13 protein-coding genes are annotated in these 17,311 nt (G+C 54.6%); 9 read left to right on the top strand and 4 right to left on the bottom strand.

The window, feature by feature from the left end:
* Position 1 precedes the first annotated feature (1 nt).
* Genes ABE504_RS08350 through ABE504_RS08335 form a run of 4 tightly spaced genes read left to right on the top strand, consistent with a single transcriptional unit; the run spans position 2 to position 3,852 of the window.
* Positions 2–889, top strand: coding sequence for a carbohydrate ABC transporter permease (locus ABE504_RS08350; RefSeq protein WP_430086987.1), 888 nt, complete (start codon positions 2–4; stop codon positions 887–889).
* A 54-nt stretch (positions 890–943) separates the two neighbouring features.
* Positions 944–2,008: a Gfo/Idh/MocA family protein gene (locus ABE504_RS08345; RefSeq protein WP_430086984.1), complete on the top strand. Its 1,065-nt coding sequence runs from the start codon at positions 944–946 to the stop codon at positions 2,006–2,008.
* Between the two features lie 15 nt (positions 2,009–2,023).
* The gene (locus ABE504_RS08340) at positions 2,024–3,118 is read left to right on the top strand and encodes an alpha/beta hydrolase family protein (RefSeq protein WP_430086982.1); all 1,095 of its coding nucleotides are present in this window, start codon (positions 2,024–2,026) and stop codon (positions 3,116–3,118) included.
* On the top strand, positions 3,115–3,852 hold the full coding sequence (locus ABE504_RS08335) for a ThuA domain-containing protein (RefSeq protein WP_430086980.1): 738 nt from the start codon (positions 3,115–3,117) through the stop codon (positions 3,850–3,852). Before ABE504_RS08340 ends, ABE504_RS08335 begins: the two co-directional genes overlap by 4 nt.
* Before the next feature lie 53 nt (positions 3,853–3,905).
* Here ABE504_RS08335 and ABE504_RS08330 read toward each other — a convergent pair whose 3' ends face one another.
* Positions 3,906–4,160, bottom strand: coding sequence for a hypothetical protein (locus ABE504_RS08330; RefSeq protein WP_430086978.1), 255 nt, complete (start codon positions 4,158–4,160; stop codon positions 3,906–3,908).
* Positions 4,161–4,363: 203 nt separating this feature from the next.
* Between ABE504_RS08330 and ABE504_RS08325 the strand changes: the two genes are divergently transcribed.
* Positions 4,364–7,504 carry an alpha-mannosidase gene (locus ABE504_RS08325; protein WP_430086976.1) on the top strand — a complete coding sequence of 1,047 codons (3,141 nt, stop codon included), beginning with the start codon at positions 4,364–4,366 and terminating at the stop codon, positions 7,502–7,504.
* Between the two features lies 1 nt (position 7,505).
* On the opposite strand, the gene ABE504_RS08320 is transcribed toward ABE504_RS08325, so the two are convergent.
* Complete coding sequence (locus ABE504_RS08320; protein WP_430086973.1) at positions 7,506–8,207, bottom strand: polysaccharide deacetylase family protein; 702 nt, start codon at positions 8,205–8,207, stop codon at positions 7,506–7,508.
* 404 nt (positions 8,208–8,611) lie between these two features.
* The gene (locus tag ABE504_RS08315) at positions 8,612–9,742 is read right to left on the bottom strand and encodes a glycoside hydrolase family 88/105 protein (RefSeq protein WP_430086971.1); all 1,131 of its coding nucleotides are present in this window, start codon (positions 9,740–9,742) and stop codon (positions 8,612–8,614) included.
* Positions 9,743–9,891: 149 nt separating this feature from the next.
* On the opposite strand from ABE504_RS08315, the gene ABE504_RS08310 reads away from it, so the two are divergent.
* Positions 9,892–10,725 carry a helix-turn-helix domain-containing protein gene (locus ABE504_RS08310; protein ID WP_430086968.1) on the top strand — a complete coding sequence of 278 codons (834 nt, stop codon included), beginning with the start codon at positions 9,892–9,894 and terminating at the stop codon, positions 10,723–10,725.
* Between the two features lie 42 nt (positions 10,726–10,767).
* Here ABE504_RS08310 and ABE504_RS08305 read toward each other — a convergent pair whose 3' ends face one another.
* Positions 10,768–11,751: a glycoside hydrolase family 43 protein gene (locus ABE504_RS08305; RefSeq protein ID WP_430086965.1), complete on the bottom strand. Its 984-nt coding sequence runs from the start codon at positions 11,749–11,751 to the stop codon at positions 10,768–10,770.
* A gap of 540 nt (positions 11,752–12,291) precedes the next feature.
* On the opposite strand from ABE504_RS08305, the gene ABE504_RS08300 reads away from it, so the two are divergent.
* Genes ABE504_RS08300 through ABE504_RS08290 form a run of 3 tightly spaced genes read left to right on the top strand, consistent with a single transcriptional unit; the run spans position 12,292 to position 17,306 of the window.
* Positions 12,292–13,839, top strand: coding sequence for an ArnT family glycosyltransferase (locus ABE504_RS08300; RefSeq protein ID WP_430086963.1), 1,548 nt, complete (start codon positions 12,292–12,294; stop codon positions 13,837–13,839).
* 39 nt (positions 13,840–13,878) lie between these two features.
* Positions 13,879–15,684: a cache domain-containing sensor histidine kinase gene (locus tag ABE504_RS08295; RefSeq protein ID WP_430086960.1), complete on the top strand. Its 1,806-nt coding sequence runs from the start codon at positions 13,879–13,881 to the stop codon at positions 15,682–15,684.
* A complete protein-coding gene (locus tag ABE504_RS08290) occupies positions 15,681–17,306 on the top strand; it encodes a response regulator (protein ID WP_430086957.1) in 1,626 nt (541 codons plus the stop codon). Before ABE504_RS08295 ends, ABE504_RS08290 begins: the two co-directional genes overlap by 4 nt.
* The last annotated feature ends 5 nt before the right edge of the window (positions 17,307–17,311 follow it).

Below are 17,311 nucleotides of genomic sequence, written 5' to 3'. Positions count from 1 at the left end.
CATGACGCTCAAGACGATTCCTTTACACAAATGGCTGGTTCACCTGTGCCTGATCCTGTTCTGCGCGATGTGCTTGCTGCCGCTTGCGCTGACGATCTCGATTTCGGTGACAGACGGCACCATCATTCAGACGCATGGCTACCAGCTGATCCCGATCAAATTCTCGTGGGAAGCGTATCGATTTATTTGGATGGATCCGTCCTCCTTGCTCGCCGGGTATAAGAACTCGCTGCTCATTGTGGCGTTCGGCACAACGGGGAATTTGCTGGTGACTTCGATGATTGCTTACGCGCTGGCTAGGCGGGATTTCCGGCTGCGCGGCCCGATTTCCTTCTATATTTTCGTTACGATGATTTTCTCGGGCGGCATTGTGCCGCTGTACATTCTGATCGTGCAGTACCTGCACTGGAAAAATTCGCTTCTTGCTTTGATTGTTCCAGCCTTTGCCGCACCTTTTCAAATCTTTATGCTTCGGGTGTTCTTTCAGGAAATTCCGACGCCGCTCATTGAATCGGCCAAGATGGACGGAGCTTCCGATTTCCGAACATATTGGAGCATCGTATTGCCGCTCTCCAAGCCGGCACTGGCGACTGTGGCGCTCATGATGACGCTCCATTACTGGAATGAAACGTTCAATGCCATTTTGTATATCGACCGCATCTCGCTCTATCCGATTCAGCTGATTTTGAAAAATATTACTGCGTACATCGAATTGGTCAAAGGCAGCGGCGTCGATCCGTCGGGCCATCCGATTACGGCTTCCGATGTGCCAACCGATGCCATTATGTACGCCATGATGGTTCTGACCTCGCTGCCGGTGATGTTCCTTTTCGGGTTTCTCCAAAAATATTTTGTTAAAGGGCTTACAGTCGGCGCGGTGAAAGGCTGATCCTGATGTGCGTGTTTGCCTCATACTTTCAGACAAAGGAAGGTTGATTAAGAGATGAACAAGTTAAGAGTAGGCATTGTCGGTGCGGGCAAAATTTTTGCCGGGTCGCATGCGCCAGCGTGGATCAACAATCCCCATACGGACATCGTGGCGATTTGCGACGCCCATCTGCCGAATGCGGAGGAGCAGGCGCGTGTGCTTGGCGTAGATAAGGTGTACCGCGATTATATCGAAATGATGGAGCGGGAGCAGCTCGACGTGATTGGCGTCACGACGCCGAACGCATACCACGCCGAGGTGTCGATCGCGGCACTTGAACGCGGTATTCACGTCTTTTGCGAAAAACCGGATGCGATTAGCGAGGGGGAAGCGCTGAAGATGGCCGAGGCGGCGAAGCGCTCCGGCAAACTGCTCATGGTCATGCGCAATAACCGGTTTACGCCGCAGGCGCAGTTTCTTAAACGGTATATTGCGTCAGGCGCAATGGGGGAGATCTATACCGGCCGCACGGGGTGGCTGCGGCGGCGGGGCATTCCCGGACGCGGCGGATGGTTTACGACGAAAGCGTTGTCCGGCGGCGGGCCGCTGATCGACCTCGGTGTGCATATGATCGACGTGGCGATCTGGCTGATGGGCAGTCCTCGGCCGGTTGCGGTCAGCGGCGCAGCGTATACGAAATTCGCCGACGCGAAGGTGCAGATTTCGGAGGACTCGCGGTTCGGCACGACACAGGAGGGCGGCGTCTACGATGTGGAAGATCTCGCCACCGGCTTTATTCGTTTCGATAACGGAGCTTCGCTGCAAATCGAATTCAGCTGGGCGTCGAATGTGGAGGACGACCTCAAGTTCTTGGAGCTGCGGGGGGCGAAGGCCGGCTGCTCCATGAAGGGCCAGGAACTCAAACTGATGACGGAAATCGAAGACGTACTGTGCGATATTACGCCCAGGTTTAAGGGAGCAGAGATCGCGCCGCATCGGCGAAATATCGATCATTTTATCGATTGCGTGCTCGGCAAAGCGGAACCGATTAACTCGCCCGAAAGCGGTGTTGATATGATCCGCATTTTGCAGGCGATCTACGAGTCCGCGCGGATCGGTGCGGAAGTCAGGCTGGATTAGCGGGGGAGGATCGGCATGCTGGAGCTTTACGAAGACAATGAAAGGCTGGGCAGGACGCAGCTCACGCCTTTCCGATCGCCGTACCAAGACTTCTGTTATTACACTTCTTCGGTCACGCCAGGCCTGCGGCTGGCGATGAATGTTATCAAGCCGGCGGCGCCGGCGCCGATGCTTGTGCTGCTTCACGGCTGGCATATGAGCATGCCGAAGCCGGTGCGGCGGGAAGTGCCCGGCGAGCTGCCGTACGTGGTGATTCAAGTGGACATGCGCGGAAGAGCGTTCTCAGACGGTGCGCCGGACTGCAACGGTCTGGAATTGATTGATATTTACGATGCCGTGCAGTTTGTACGCCGGGAATACGCCGAGTGGATAGCGTCGCCGGAGCTTGTGTATCTGGAAGGTGGCAGCGGTGGGGGCGGCAATGTGTTGGGGGCTGTCGCCAAGTTTCCCGATCTGTTTGCGGCGGCAACCGCTTTGTATGGCGTCTCCGATTACGCACGCTGGTATGCGGAGGATATGATCGGCGAATTCCGCGACGAAATGGACGTCTGGATCGGCTGCCCGCCGCAGGACGATCCCATCCGCTATGCGGCGCGAAGCGGGCTGAGGCTTGCCGCCAACCTGCATACGCCGCTCTACATCGCACACGGCGACGGCGATCAGCGGATCGGGGTGGAGATGTCCCGGCAGTATGCCGAGCGGGTTGGCAGCTTAGGCAAAGCGCATTTGCTTCGCTACGAAGAGCTGCCCGGCGTCGGCGACCGGGGACACTTGGCGAACGCGACGCAGCAGCAATTGCAAGCGGTGCAGGATCGCTCGGAAGCGAACCGCAAGGCGCACCGCAGCCCAATCGAGCTGGCGCCGCAGGGCGTTTTACTGGTTGGCGGCTATCTCTATACGAAGTATTTTCAAGTCCATCTGGCTTCTGTTCATCAACTGGCGGAGCTGCATTATGACGTGCGCCTGCGTACATTCAGCCTGTATGCCAGCGAGCGCTATGCGTACTGTTTCCAGTGGTCGGACGGACACATTGTGGAAGGTAAGTGCGAGTCCGAAATGAATCCAACTAAACAGCCGGGAGCTGACGATGGAAAGGAGAACATACAATGAAACCAACGATTCGTGTAACCATCTGGAACGAATACCGGCATGAAACGACGAAGCCGAACGTGCAGGAGTTATATCCGCAGGGCATGCATGGCGCCATTGCGGCAGGCTTGATAGGTGATTTCGCCATTCGCACGGCGACGCTGGAGGAACCTGAGCACGGCTTGAGCGAGGTGGTGCTGGCGGAAACGGACGTGCTCATCTGGTGGGGGCATGTCGCCCACAAAGAAGTGAGCGATGCGATTGTCGATCGCGTCGCTTCCCGCGTCCTGCAAGGGATGGGACTCATTGCGCTCCATTCTTCGCACTATGCGAAGGTGTTCCGCAAGCTGATGGGTACAAGCTGCTCCTTATTGTATCGCGACGAGGGAGAGAAGGAGCGTCTGTGGGTCACGGCCCCGAGCCACCCGATTGCCGAAGGGATTCCTCCCTATTTTGAATTGGCACATGAAGAGATGTATGGTGAGTTTTTCGATATCCCTTCACCGGACGAGGTTGTATTTACGAGCTGGTTCGAAGGGGGCAATGTGTTCCGCAGCGGGTGCTGCTTTCATCGGGGGCAGGGGAAAATCTTTTATTTCCGCCCTGGGCACGAGCTGTACCCGACGTACCATGATACAAACGTGCTGCGTGTGATTTCAAACGCTGTGCGCTGGGCCGCACCGGTGCAGCGGGAGCCACTGCGTTTCGGCAAATCGGTGCCGGCGTTGGAACCGATCCGTGCTATGTATAAATAAGAAATCCCCCTTTCGATCTACGAGAGTCGTGAGGGGGATTTTTGTTTGTAAATTTAGAAGGGGCGGACCGGGCAAAAAGGCCGGCCGGCATCAACCAGAAAAATTGCCAGTAAATCAAACAGGACTAAGGGGAGTATAAAAGGCAAGAAAGAAATGTGTGCTTTGGAATGGTTTCGCGATTGTTTTAAATAGACCTTTGTGCCGCTTACTTTCACGATCGTGCCGCGGAACGTGCCCTGCGCCGTTTTAATCAAGACTTCACGATGGATGTGCTTTTTGCAAATCGAATACGCATCGGATTGTTTCAAAGTGATGACCCCCTTTCTAGCTTTTCTATTCTAGTATATGTTTGTTCGATAGAACGGTGTGTGTGTTTGGAATGCGGAGTAAGGGAATTTATCCTTTTGCCCTCTTGAATTCTAAATAACACGTGTTATTATAGCGATAGAGGGAAGATTGGTTTTCATTTTTTTAATAATAACACGTGTTATATAACAAGGAGGCTTGTCACATGTTCTGGACAGAGGAGAAACTGGAGCAGCGCTTAAAAGAGTTGGAGGGATACCGTTATCGGGATTCGCGTCAGATCGAGGCGTGGACGTTTACACCGGATGAGGAGAAGTTAAATGGTGTTAGGCCGCCTACTGCACCGTCTGCGAATGCTGCAACGATACGCATCGGCGAGCGTTGGAAAGGCCGCGACACGTATGTGTGGCTGCGGCAGCGCGTCGCGATCCCGTCCGAATGGTCGGGAAGCACGGTGGTCGGACGCTTCGACTTCGGGGAGACGGGGGCGGGGCATAACTCGGGTTTCGAGTCGCTGCTGTATGTGAACGGAGCTCCGTATCAAGGCGTCGATTCCAACCATACGGAAGTGTTTTTGCGGCCGGAATGGATCGGCCATGAGATCGATCTATGTTTCCGGTTATGGTCCGGACTGGAGGGGGGCGGCAAACCGCAGGAACAGGAGCATCAACTGCGGAGAGCAGAGTTGGCCGTGATTGACGAGAACGCCGATGACTTATATTTTACCGGTCGCGCTGTACTCCACACGGTTAAGGTGCTGGGGGCTGACCAGCCGGAGCGCTATGAGATGCTGAAGGCGTTGGATAACGCTTTTAAGCGGGTCGATTGGTCCAGGCCGTGCTCGGAAGCTTACTACGCTTCGATCGGAGAGGCAGCGGTCGCGCTGCGCGAATCCGTGTCCTCGTGGGAGAAACGCAGCCCGATCACGATACAATGCATCGGCCATACGCACATCGATGTGGCGTGGCTGTGGCGGCTGACGCATACGCGTGAGAAGGCGGCGCGCTCTTTTTCCACAGTATTGCGGCTGATGGAAAAGTATCCGGAATACGTGTTTTTGCAGACGCAGCCTCAGCTTTATGAATATATCAAGGAAGACTATCCGGATATTTACGAGAATATCAAAAAGCGTATCAAGGAAGGCCGCTGGGAGGCGGGCGGCGCCATGTGGCTGGAAGCGGACTGCAACTTGACGAGTGGGGAATCGCTTGTTCGGCAGCTCTTGTACGGAACCCGTTTTCTTCAGCAGGAATTTGGCGTGACCTGTAATTACTTATGGCTGCCGGACGTGTTCGGCTACAGTTGGGCCTTGCCGCAAATTTTGAAGAAGGCGGGCATCGATACGTTCATGACGACAAAGATCAGCTGGAACCAGTACAACCGGATGCCGCATGACACGTTCATCTGGCGGGGAATTGACGGTTCGGAGGTGTTGACGCATTTTGTGACGACGCCGGAAGTTCCGGAATCCACAGTCTGGTGGTACACGTATAACGGCTTGATCGAGCCGTATGCCGTGAAAGGCATTTGGGACACGTACCGCGACAAAGGGATCAATCAGGAACTGTTGCTCTCCTACGGCTACGGCGATGGTGGCGGCGGTGTGAACCGCGACATGCTGGAGATGCGGCGCCGATTGGACGAACTTCCAGGCTTGCCGAACGTGAAGACGGGACTTGCGAGAGACTATTTTGAGAAGTTGCAGGAGACGGTTGCCAAGACGGATCAATACGTGCACACGTGGGACGGTGAGCTGTACCTCGAGTATCACCGTGGTACCTATACGAGCCAAGCGTATAACAAGCGCATGAACCGCAAGCTGGAACTTCTGTACCGGGATGCGGAATGGCTGCAGACACTGAGCGGCATCCTTGGCGCCGGCTGGCAGGCGTATCCGCAGGCGAAGCTGTACAAGGGGTGGAAGACGATTATGCGCAATCAGTTCCACGATATTATTCCAGGTTCCTCTATCCCTGAAGTTTATGAGGATTCGCGCTTGGAGTATGCGGAAGCGGAGGCATGGGGCTTGGAGGCGCAGCTGAGCGCAGCCCAAGCGCTGACGACGGAAGCGTCGGGGACGTGGACGGTATGGAACGGAGCGTCATACGCTCGCACGGAATTGGTTCGAATTCCCGCTCAATCCGGCATGGAAGTGGGCCGCTGGCTCACCGCGGACGGCAAGGCGCTTGGAGCCGTGCATGTGGACGGCGTCTGGAAGGTTCGCGTGGCTGACGTGCCGGCGATGGGCGGGCTGACCGTGCGCTTTGAAGCGTCGACGCAACCGACTGAAGCTTCATCCGTGTTCACCTATGAGGACGGCAGGCTGTCGACGCCATTCTATGAGCTGGAGTGGAATGAGTCCGGACAGCTGACACGTCTGTACGATCGGCAGGCGAAGCGCGAGGTTCTCGCCGATGGCGCGCGCGGCAACGTGCTGCAAGTGTTCGAAGACAAACCGAAGATGTTCGAGGCGTGGGATATTGATCTGTTCTACCAGGAAAAAATGCGGGAGATCCAGCAGCTAGAATCCGTGAGTCTGATTGAAAAAGACGCGTACAGCGCGGTTCTGCGCTTCGCATGGCGGTATATGGACTCGCACATCGTTCAGCATGTGACCGTTTATGCGGACAGTCGGCGCATCGATTTTGCTACGGACGTCGACTGGCATGAGCAGCAGCAACTGCTGAAGGTTGCTTTTCCAGTGCGCATCCGCGCGACGGAAGCGACGTATGACATTCAGTTCGGCAACGTCAAACGTCCGACGCATTGGAATACGAGCTGGGATTACGCACGCTTCGAATCGGTTGCGCACCAATGGGTGGACCTGTCCGAGCGAGGCTATGGCGTCTCCCTGCTGAACGACTGCAAATACGGTCACGACATCAAAGACAACGTGATCCGTCTGACTTTAATTAAATCCGCCACTTATCCGGATCCGAATGCGGACCAAGGCCATCATCTTTTTACATATTCACTGCTGCCGCATAGCGGAGATTGGGTCGCCGCAGGCACCGTACAGGAAGCGGCATCGCTGAATCAGCCGTTGATGCTGGGCACGGGAGCCGCTGCCTTATCGGGCAAGTCGCTGCTGCGGGTGGATGCGGATCACGTGATCATCGACGCGGTGAAGAAAGCGGAAGACAGCGACCAGGTTATCGTCCGGCTGCATGAATTTACGGGAGCCAGCGGCATCGTGACGCTCTTTAGCGATTTCCGCATCGTTTCCTGGCAGGAGACGAACCTATTGGAAGAGCCGATCAGCCCGTTGCAGGAGGGATCGACGATCTCTTTTGACATCAAGCCGTATGAAATTAAAACGTTCCTGATCGAGATGACCCAAGCGTAATTTACGGTAACAGCACTTCCCTATTCGTCCCGTAGAAAATGTCGTCGCGCCCGCTAATCAGCTCGCAAAACTGTTCGAACCGGTCCCAGGTGCCATGAATGTCAAACTCGTAGCTGTGGCCCCAAATGTAGAACAACTGCGGGGTCTGGGCGGGCATCCGAATAAAGGCCTCGGCAAGCTCAAACATCTTGTCCCATTCTTGATGGTGATAGACGGTCGGGTTGAAGCGGATGAGATTCGTCTGAAGGTCAAAATGGTGCGTCGATGTCGTCGTCCTCGCGTACTGAATGGCGGTGTTGTTGCGAATGATCTCAGCCACCCTGTCATTGTTGTTGACGCCGCCGCCCGGATAGGCCATGCCGACGATGTCGTATCCCATAATTTCGGACAAATTGCGCCGATCCATCTCAACCTGGCGAACAATTTCCGCCTCATCCGTCAGTAGGGGGAGACTGGGGTGCGTCAACGTATGGGCGGCGACTTCATGCCCTTTGTACACGTTTTTGATGTCAGCCTTGGCGATTTTTGTATGGTTGACCGTTTGTCCTTCTCGGACAAGGGAGTTTTCCTGGCCAAGCAGCTCCGAGTTCAGGTTGAACGTTGCTTTAAGATTATATTTGTTAAAAAGCGCAATGAGCTGCAGATCCTGCGTCACGCCGTCATCATAACTGAACGTGACCGCCTTCATTTTACCGTTAAACATAAGTATCCTCCTGGCTTTTCGTGGGAATGGGTGCTGATTTGAGCATACAATATCGAGGTGTGCAAGTATAGGAAAAACGTTACTACTCAGGTACCTATCCGGTAGGTGAGAGGTTACTCCACGAATTCCTGCGAAAAGACAGGAATTTTTTCCGAAAAAGACATTTTCAGTCCAATTCCTGCGAAAAGGCAGTTTTTTTCGTGGCCTCTGCTCTAAAAGAGGCTTCTCGCCAAAAATTCCTGCAGATTCGCAGGAATTTGATGAAATCAGGGATGGATGAAGGGAAATTCCTGCTTTTTTGCAGCCTTAGCAATCGATGTGGCTCAGAGCCTCCCGACCTGAGCAGTAACGGAAAAACCAAGCACAAAAGCTGAAGCCCCAGGGCCTCAGCTTTTTCTTCGTTCTTATCTTTGCGCTGCCAAGCTCATTTCCACGCACATGAGGATAAATGCGCCGGCGCCATGCAGATCGTTCTCGCTCGTCGGGCGGGCGATATAGTGTGCATAATCGCCGATGCCGGTGCCGATGCAGATGTTGCCGATGATGACATGGCCGTTCTCATCGAACGTCAGCGTGTCAATCACGCCTTGGTAGCCTTTCCATGCCGCTTCCATATAGGCAGAGTCCAGGTAGCCAAAGCGAACGGCCTTGGCAATGGCATGCACATACAGCGCCGTGCAAGAGTTTTCCAGCCAGTTGTCGGAGCGGTCGCCTTTATCGACGACTTGGTACCAGAGACCTGTCGCGGGGTCTTGATACTTGACCAAAGCGATCAACAGGTCTTGGAGTATGGTAACCAAGGCAGCTTTATCCGGGTGATCCGCCGGCATGTACTCGAACATCTCGAGCAGGGCAACCGGGTACCAGCCAATCGCGCGGCCCCAGAATTCCGGTGCCAGACCGGTTTCCGGGTCCGCCCAGGCGACGGCTTTCGTCTCATCCCAACCGTGGTACAGCAGGCCTGTGACCGGATCTTTCGTGTGCTTCGCCATCAGCAGCGCCTGGAACGTCATCATGTCCCAGTAGCTGCTGTCGCCGAACGTTTGACCGTATTGGACGGCAATCGGGCCTGCCATGTACAGCCCGTCCAGCCACATTTGGTTCGGGTATTTTCCTTTGTGCCAGAAGCCGCCGGACGGGTTGGTCGGCCATTCTTTTAGCAAGGGCACGAGGGTGTGCAAAGCTTTTTCATAGCGTTTATCGCCCGTTTGTTCGAGCAAATTAAACAGTAGTACGCCGGGTTGAATGTCATCCAGCTCATCCGGATTGAACTTTTTGATGCTGCCGTCAGGCTGCACTTGGCTGTCCACCCAGCGCTTCAGGTAGGTGTAGTATTTCTCATCTTTCGTTTCTTTCCAGCATTTTTCCATACCTGACAAGAACACGCCTTGGTGGTAGTGGAAGCGATCCGGCGGCAGCATTTCCGGCTCAAATTTGGCCATCAGCGCTTCGCAGGCTTTTTCCGCCCACTCGATCGGTGTATATTCGTTCTTGCCCAAGCCGTTCGTTTGCAAATTGGTTTCTGAAGCACGCATGCGGTGGATTCCTCCTTCAATTGATTATCCCTATCTTACCAAAGGAATCTGTACATTTTTTGCTGAAAATCATGAAAATTACTTATATCTTGCAAGAAATAAGCGGCGTTGTATAATAGAGGGCAAACCGCAGGGGGGCGTGGCTCGCAATGGAAAGCTTTCAGTACGACAACGGCGACGGGACGTTCCTTGTGTCCTATCGGGAGGCGCTCAGCCACCATATGCCAACCAGCCATTTTCACAGCACGTTTGAAATTTATTATTTGCTGTCTGGCAAACGGGAGTTTTTTATCAAAGACAGAACGATGGTGATGCACGAAGGCGATGTAATCATCATTGCGCCAAATATTCTCCACCGTACGACGAACGCGGACCAGCCGAGGCATGAGCGGCTCATCGTGAATATGCACGAAAGCTATATGGCTGCCGTAAACGGATCGTACCGCGAAACGCTGCAGCCGTTGTTCGACAACGAGTATCTGGTTGTGCGCTGCTCCTTGCAGGATCGGCTTGCAATTGAGGCGCTTGCCCAAGCGATTGTGCGCGAAATGCAGGAGCGGAAATCGGGCTTTGAAATGTACGCGCAGACGCTCGTTGTGCAGCTGCTCATCATTTGCTGTCGGCATGTCAAAATGAACAGCCAGGATTCGGTGGAATCGCCGAGCCCGATGCATGAGCGTATCTCGGAGATTGTCCGGTATATGAACGAAAACTATGCACAGGAGCTCTCGCTGCAAGCGCTGGCAGACACCTTCTATGTCAGCCCTTATTATTTGAGCCGTTTTTTTAAGGAAGCGACGGGGTTCACCTTTGTGGAATATTTGAACAGCGTGCGGGTGAAGGAGGCGAAGAAGCTGCTAGAGCATTCGAGCATGAAAGTCAGTCTGATCGCGAAAAAGGTCGGTTTCGGCAGCGTGACGAATTTCGGCCGGGTGTTCAAGTCGGTGACGGGGCACGTCCCATTGCATTACCGAAAAGCATAAACGGAGCCGCGCGGGTATGCGGGCTCCGTTTCCATAGCGAGACTACTCGCCGTACGGATCGATCGTTTGAATCGTGCCGTCGCTGTTATAGTGCAGCTCGGCATATTTGACGCAGCGCTTGTGATTGACGCCGTCAGACAGCGAGCAGTCGTGGTAGAACAAGTACCACTTCTCACCGACCTGCACGATGGAGTGATGCGTTGTCCAACCGATGACCGGGGTCAGAATGGTGCCTTTGAACACATACGGCCCCTCCGGATTGCGGCTCATGCCGTAGACGAGTTTGTGGGTCGTGCCGGTCGAGTAAGACAAGTAGTAGTAACCGTCATACTTATGCACCCAAGGCCCTTCAAAATAGCGGCGATCTTCATCGCCGGCCAGGATCGGATTGCCGTCCTCATCTACGATGGCGATTTCCTTCGGAGGCTCGGCAAAAGAAAGCATATCTTCGCTTAGCTCCGCCATACGCGGCCCAAGTGCAGGATCAGATGGGGCTGGCCCCGCAGCGTCCGGCAGGAAAGCGCCGGTTTGCCATTTTTCAAGCTGACCGCCCCAAAGTCCGCCGAAGAACATATAAGCGCGGTTGTCGCTGTCGACCAACACGGCGGGATCAATGCTGTAGCTGCCTGCGATATAGCTTGGCTGCGGCTGGAAAGGGCCGGCCGGCGAGTCGCTTGTTGCCACGCCAATCCGGAAGATGCCGTCGTGGTCTCGGGCCGGGAAGAACAGATAATAGGTATTGTTTTTATATGCCGCATCGGGTGCCCAAAGCTGTTGAGACGCCCACGGAATGTCCCGAAGATGCAGCGCTTCGCCATGATCGACGCAAGGAGAATCGAAATCGTCCAGCGAGAGAACGTGGTAATCCTCCATCGCATATTGATCACCGTTATCGTTACTCGGTCCGTCATGATCGAGATCGTGCGAAGGATAAATATAGATTTTGCCTTCAAAGACGTGGGCGGAAGGGTCAGCGGTGTAAATATGCGTAACTAACGGCTCTTTGGGTTTAACGGATGGCTGCATGCGGCTCTCGCGCTCCTTAAAAGTAAAATCAATTCCGGGCTTACATAGTTAGTTCAATGAACAAACTTACTATTTCTATTATAGGCGAAAGCTGCAAAACATCAAGTCTAAACTTGCAGCCTCCAGGTGGGGGAACGGAGGTCAGCGTGTAGTCGGATCAGACGCCAAAGCCTGCAAAAAAGCAGGAATCTCCATTGTTCCTCTCTGGATTTGATGGAAAACCTGCGATTCCGCAGGTTTTTTGGGCAAGAAACCGCTTTTGAAGCGGATTCGATCAGAAAAACTGCCTTTTCGCAGGTATTTTGCTAAAAGTGCTACTTTTGGGAGAAATGCCTGCTTTATTGCAGGAATCGTTTCACTCTTCGGTGTCCACCCCGACAGACATGGCAGAAAAGCAACCCATACCCAATCTGTATAAGCGCATTCAACGTCCCTCATGACCTCGGCCATCAGGACGTTTTTTTGCTTTGCGCTTGCAAAGCGTGGTACTCTCTTAGAAGATGTTTGAAGCAAGGAGTATATAGGAATTACGGGGGCAGTATGATCGTTCGAAAACTTGAAAAAGTCATTTTATGGGCAGGCCTTCTTTTCTTTGCCTGCGTCTTCTTATTCAGTCTGGTCGCCCGAACCGGCTTGGCCGGGCATCGGGACATTACGCTGGGCCTCGCCGGCTTCCCCGATCTGCGGATCGGTCTGGAAAGCCATCCGGCGGTGACGCTGGGCCTCATTCTAGCGATGCTGGCCGCCTATACCGGCATCGGCCTATGGCTGCACAAGCGGCCGGCTTCCCGCGGTCGCTTTCTTCTCGGCTTGCTGGCCGTCGCCGTCAGTCTGCGGCTTGTCGCCGTTTTCTATTTGGACACGCAGCCCGGGTCGGACTTCCGCGTGCTGTACGAGAACGCGCAGAAAGCGGCTGCGGGAGATTTTTCTTTTGGCCATTCGGAGTATTATGTACGTTGGGTATACCAGTTGGGGTATACGCTGTATCAAGGGCTCATTCTCTCCTGGTTCGGTCCCGGGCTCTTGCCGCTTAAATTGTTCAATGTGCTGTTCGATACGCTGACTGTGGTGCTGGTGTACCGAATCGCTGCGAACGTGTTTGGCGAAGCGAGCGGCCGAGTAGCCGGCTTTCTCTATGCCACCTATGTGCCGAACCTGCTCATGAGTGCGGTGCTGTCCAATCAGCACTTGTCTACACTCTTCTTCGCGGCAGGGTGTTGGGCGGCGATTGTGCTCAGACATCGGAAATCTCCGTGGGGGATGGCGGCTGTCGGACTTTTGTTCGCGGCGGGGACAACGTTTCGGCCGATGGGGGCTTTCTATGCCGGCCTCTTGCTGCTCTTTCTGCTGGTTGTGGCATGGCAGAGAGAAGGGAAGCTTCGTCATCGGCTAGGCGATCTGGCCAAGAAAGCGGCGGTATTCGCAGCCGTGTACCTGATTGTGCAGCAAGCCGTGGCCTACGCGCTGATTGCGCAAGGGGTGACGGAGGTCAATTTGTACGCCAACCAGGAGCCTTATTGGAAGTTTATGGTGGGGATGAACAGCAGCTCCTACGGCTTTTGGAATGAAGACGATGCGGTCTACGCTTCGCAATTCCCGCTCGGCGAACAGCGGAATCAGATGGAAAAGATGCGGTTTATGGAACGCCTGCACGATGTGAAAGCGATGCCCGCTTTATTCGTTTCAAAATGGGCGGTCATGTGGGCCGGCAACGACGAATCGATTCTGTGGAGTCTGGAAGGCACGGATCGCACGTATTTGCCGTTAAAAGTTCTGGCGCTGGAACGGGCGCAGTATATCGCGATGGCCGGCATGGGATTTGCAGCGCTTTATGCACTTTTATTTCAGCGTGCAAGGCAAACCGGAGGGCTGCGAGAAAGTTCGGAGAGAGGGCCGATCCTTTTTCTCCTTGCGCTGCTGCTCGCCTATGCGGCGCTTCATCTCGTGATCGAAGTACAAGTCCGCTACAGGCTGGACATATTGCCCTTCTTCGCGGCCATTGCCGGGTTCGGCAGCCTGACACTCGGCCAGAGCGTGGCGAAGCGAAGAAAGGCCGGGCAAACGAACGACAAGGCGACCGGCCTTTAAGCTGGCAGCGATCATCGCAAGAGAAGGAGGGCTATCATTATGCTCAAGCGGATGTTTATCAAGCGCAGCAGCGTGCAGCATCGGATGCTGCTCGCTTTTCTCGCGTTGGTCGTGGTGCCGTTAAGCATCTTCAGCTATTTCTCGCTGACCATTTCCAGCAATACGATCGAGAAGCAGGCCGGTGAAGCGAAGCTGAAGTCGCTCGGCTTGATTTCGCAGAAGCTGGGCATTATGGCGTCCGATTTGACAGCGATTTCCAATATTTATTTTTCCAACGAAGAGCTTCGTTCCTTGCTGCAAAGCCCGGCGGGCGACCAGGCGTATCAGGAGCGGCTGCAGCGGCAGTTTTTGACCAAGCTGATCGTTTCGTATCGGTATGCCTACACATGGCTCGATTACTATACGTCAATTTTCGGGTTTAATAATGTGGAGCTGCATACGTTCTATAACGGACCGAAGATTGGGATTGACACGTTTCGGGGCGACAGCTGGTTTCAAGAGGCGGTGAAGGAGAACGGGGGCATTGTCTGGATCACGAATCCATCGCCGAGTCTGACGCCGACCATTAATGACGATTACTACGTATCGGCGATTCGTTTGCTCAAAGATTTTGAGAGCAATCGGGCGGTGGGCATGCTCATGATCAATGTCGGCGAAAGCTTTATCTACAAGCAATATGGGGATGCGGCGAGCGAAGGCGAACAGATTCTCATTTTCGATCGCGAGGGTACGGTCGTTTCCGCCACAGATAAGCACCGCCTTGCGGAAAGCATGACGCAGGTCCCGTACTATAAACAATTTACCGGGGATGAAGGCCGGTTTAAAGTAACCATCGACCGCAAGCCGATGCTGGTTACGTACCATAAAGTGAGCTCCACGGACTGGACGATCGTCTCCTATACGCCGCTGAACACGCTGCTTGCGAATGTGACGCGATCCAAATGGATTACGCTCATTGGGCTGGCCTGCCTGATGCTGCTCTCGGTCATCCTGTCCTATGTGATTGCCAGCCGCCTCTCGGTGCCGATCCGCAGGCTGTACGCCAGTATGAAGCGGGTTGAAATGGGCGATCTGAGCGAGCGGACGAAGGTTCACAGCAACGATGAGATTGGGGAACTCGCCGGGAAATTCAATCAGATGGTCGAGCGCATCGAAGAATTGCGCGACCAGGTCATTGTCGAGCAGGATTTAAAGCGCAAATCCGAGCTGCAAAATTTGCAGTCGCAAATTAATACGCATTTTTTATATAACACGCTGGCGTCGATTCGTTCCTTACTCCTGACCGAAACGAGGGAAAAGGTGGATCAAGTGATCGTTTCGCTGGTGAAGCTGCTTCGGAAAACGCTGTCGGACGAAAGCGAATACATCACGATTGGCGAAGAGCTGGACAACCTTCAGAACTATGTCAATATTCAAATGGCGCGGCAGTATGACAAATTGCAGGTGCATTTTGAGATTGACGAGCATATCGGCTCGTACCGGACGCTGAAGCTGCTCCTGCAGCCGTTGGTGGAAAATGCGATTTTCCACGGGATCGAGCCGAAAGAAGGGCCAGGCGAAATCGTGATTCGAGCTTGGGAGGAAGCGGGCGAAATCAGGCTGCGAATCACGGATAACGGCGTCGGCATTGCCATGACGGAGGAAGAGGGAAGCAGAGCCGCTTCCCTGACGGAGCGTGTACTCGCCTCGGGGGGAGGCGTGGGGCTGCGCAATGTGCAGACCCGGATGCGCACGCATTTTGGGGAGAAGTTCGGCTTGCAAGTGCTTTATGCGGATGAGCGGGGCACCAGCATTGCGTTAACCTGGCCGGTCTTTATGCGGGTAGAGGAGTTGAAACGAAAATGAACATCGTGCTGGTGGATGACGAAGCGCAGATTCGTCGCTGGCTGGAAATTTTGCTGAATCAAACAGGGCTTGGGGTTCATCTGGTTGCGAATTGCAGCAACGGCAAAGAGGCGCTGGAGGTGTGCCGAACCCGCGAGATCGACGTGGTCATCACAGACATTAAAATGCCGGTCATGGACGGCATCGCGCTGATCCGCAGCCTGAAGGCGGAGCGTCCCTCCATTGTGAGCTTCATCCTAAGCTCCTACAGTGAGTTTCATTATGCGTCCGAGGCGATCAAGGCCGGGGCTTACGACTATATGCTGAAGGCGGAAATCACGCCGGAAGATCTTCGCCAAGCGCTGCTCAAAGCGCAGGAAGCGATTGACAAGGAGCGGATGCGCCAGCGCGAGGTATTCAGCTTAAAAAGCGAGCTCAACGGCAATCAATATGCGCTGCGCTCATTGTTTTTTCGCGACCTGCTGCGCGGGGCGGCTGTCCAAGCCGCGGAATTTGAGGAGAAAATGCGGATGTTCCGCATTCCGCTTCGCGGCAAGCACGTCATGATGATGGTGCTGCGCAGCGACGAGCACGGGGAAGTGAAAGAGCGCGCCAAGATCAGCGAGCCCGAGCTGCTCGAATCCGCGGTGATCAACATCATCGATGAGACGCTGCGGGTTGAAACGGACAGCGGCTGCTGTTTTGTTGCGGAAGAGAATACTTATGTGGCGCTGTACAATTATGGAGATTGGGGAGAGAAATCGCTCCGCGAGACGACGCTGCGCCATGCGCACCGGATTTCCGGCTACTTGCAGGAGCTGCTCGGCTTATCCGTTTCTGTCGGCATCTCCCTGCCTGCGCTGAAATTGACGTCGCTGGCCGAGCAGTTTGAAGAGGCGAGATCGGCGCTGAGCCATAAGCAATTTTACGCGCGGCGGAGCATCGCCTGGTACATGGATGAGGGCAAAGCCAGGGACAGCGGCCCCGAGCGGCGCCAGCACCACTTGGATCATCTGTCCGAACTGCTGGATCGCGACGAGTTTGACCGCGTCGTTCCCTGCCTCCGATTGGTCATGGAGGAAGTGGGGCAATCTATGGCGTGGAGAGAAAAAGAGCTGAAAGCGTTCTGCATCGAGGCTGTGTTTTTGCTGCAGCGGACGGTGCGCCGGCTCAAGGCCGCGGCGGGACTCGATGTGCGGCAGCAGGAAGCCGAGCGCCCGCATGAGGTGATCGCGAGCCTGCCGACGTTCGAGCACGTGAGCGAATGGCTGCTGGCGCGGGCCGCCCAAGCGATGGACGAGGCGCATGCGTTTCAGCATCCGTACAGCGAGGCGATCCGTAAAGTGTGCCACTACGTCAAGGCGAGCTATGCGGCAGGGGTTTCTTTGCAGGAAGCGGCGGATTATGTGCACCTCAATCGCAATTATTTGAGCGAGCTGTTCAAGAAAGAAACCGGCATCTCCTTCAATGACTTTTTGACCCAAGTGCGCATTGAGAAAGTGAAGGAGCTGATTGTGGAAGGCAAGACGCCGATCGGCCAGCTCTGCGAGAAGGTCGGCTATCCGGACGGCAGCTATTTATCGAAAGTTTTTAAAAAAGTAACCGGCATGACGCCCCTCGAATTCAAGCGAAAAAAGGGGTAGCCGTC

The sequence above is a fragment of the Paenibacillus oryzisoli genome (assembly GCF_050467285.1).
Lineage (GTDB): Bacteria > Bacillota > Bacilli > Paenibacillales > NBRC-103111 > Paenibacillus_E > Paenibacillus_E oryzisoli_A.
This window is presented reverse-complemented; position numbering and strand designations above follow the sequence as displayed.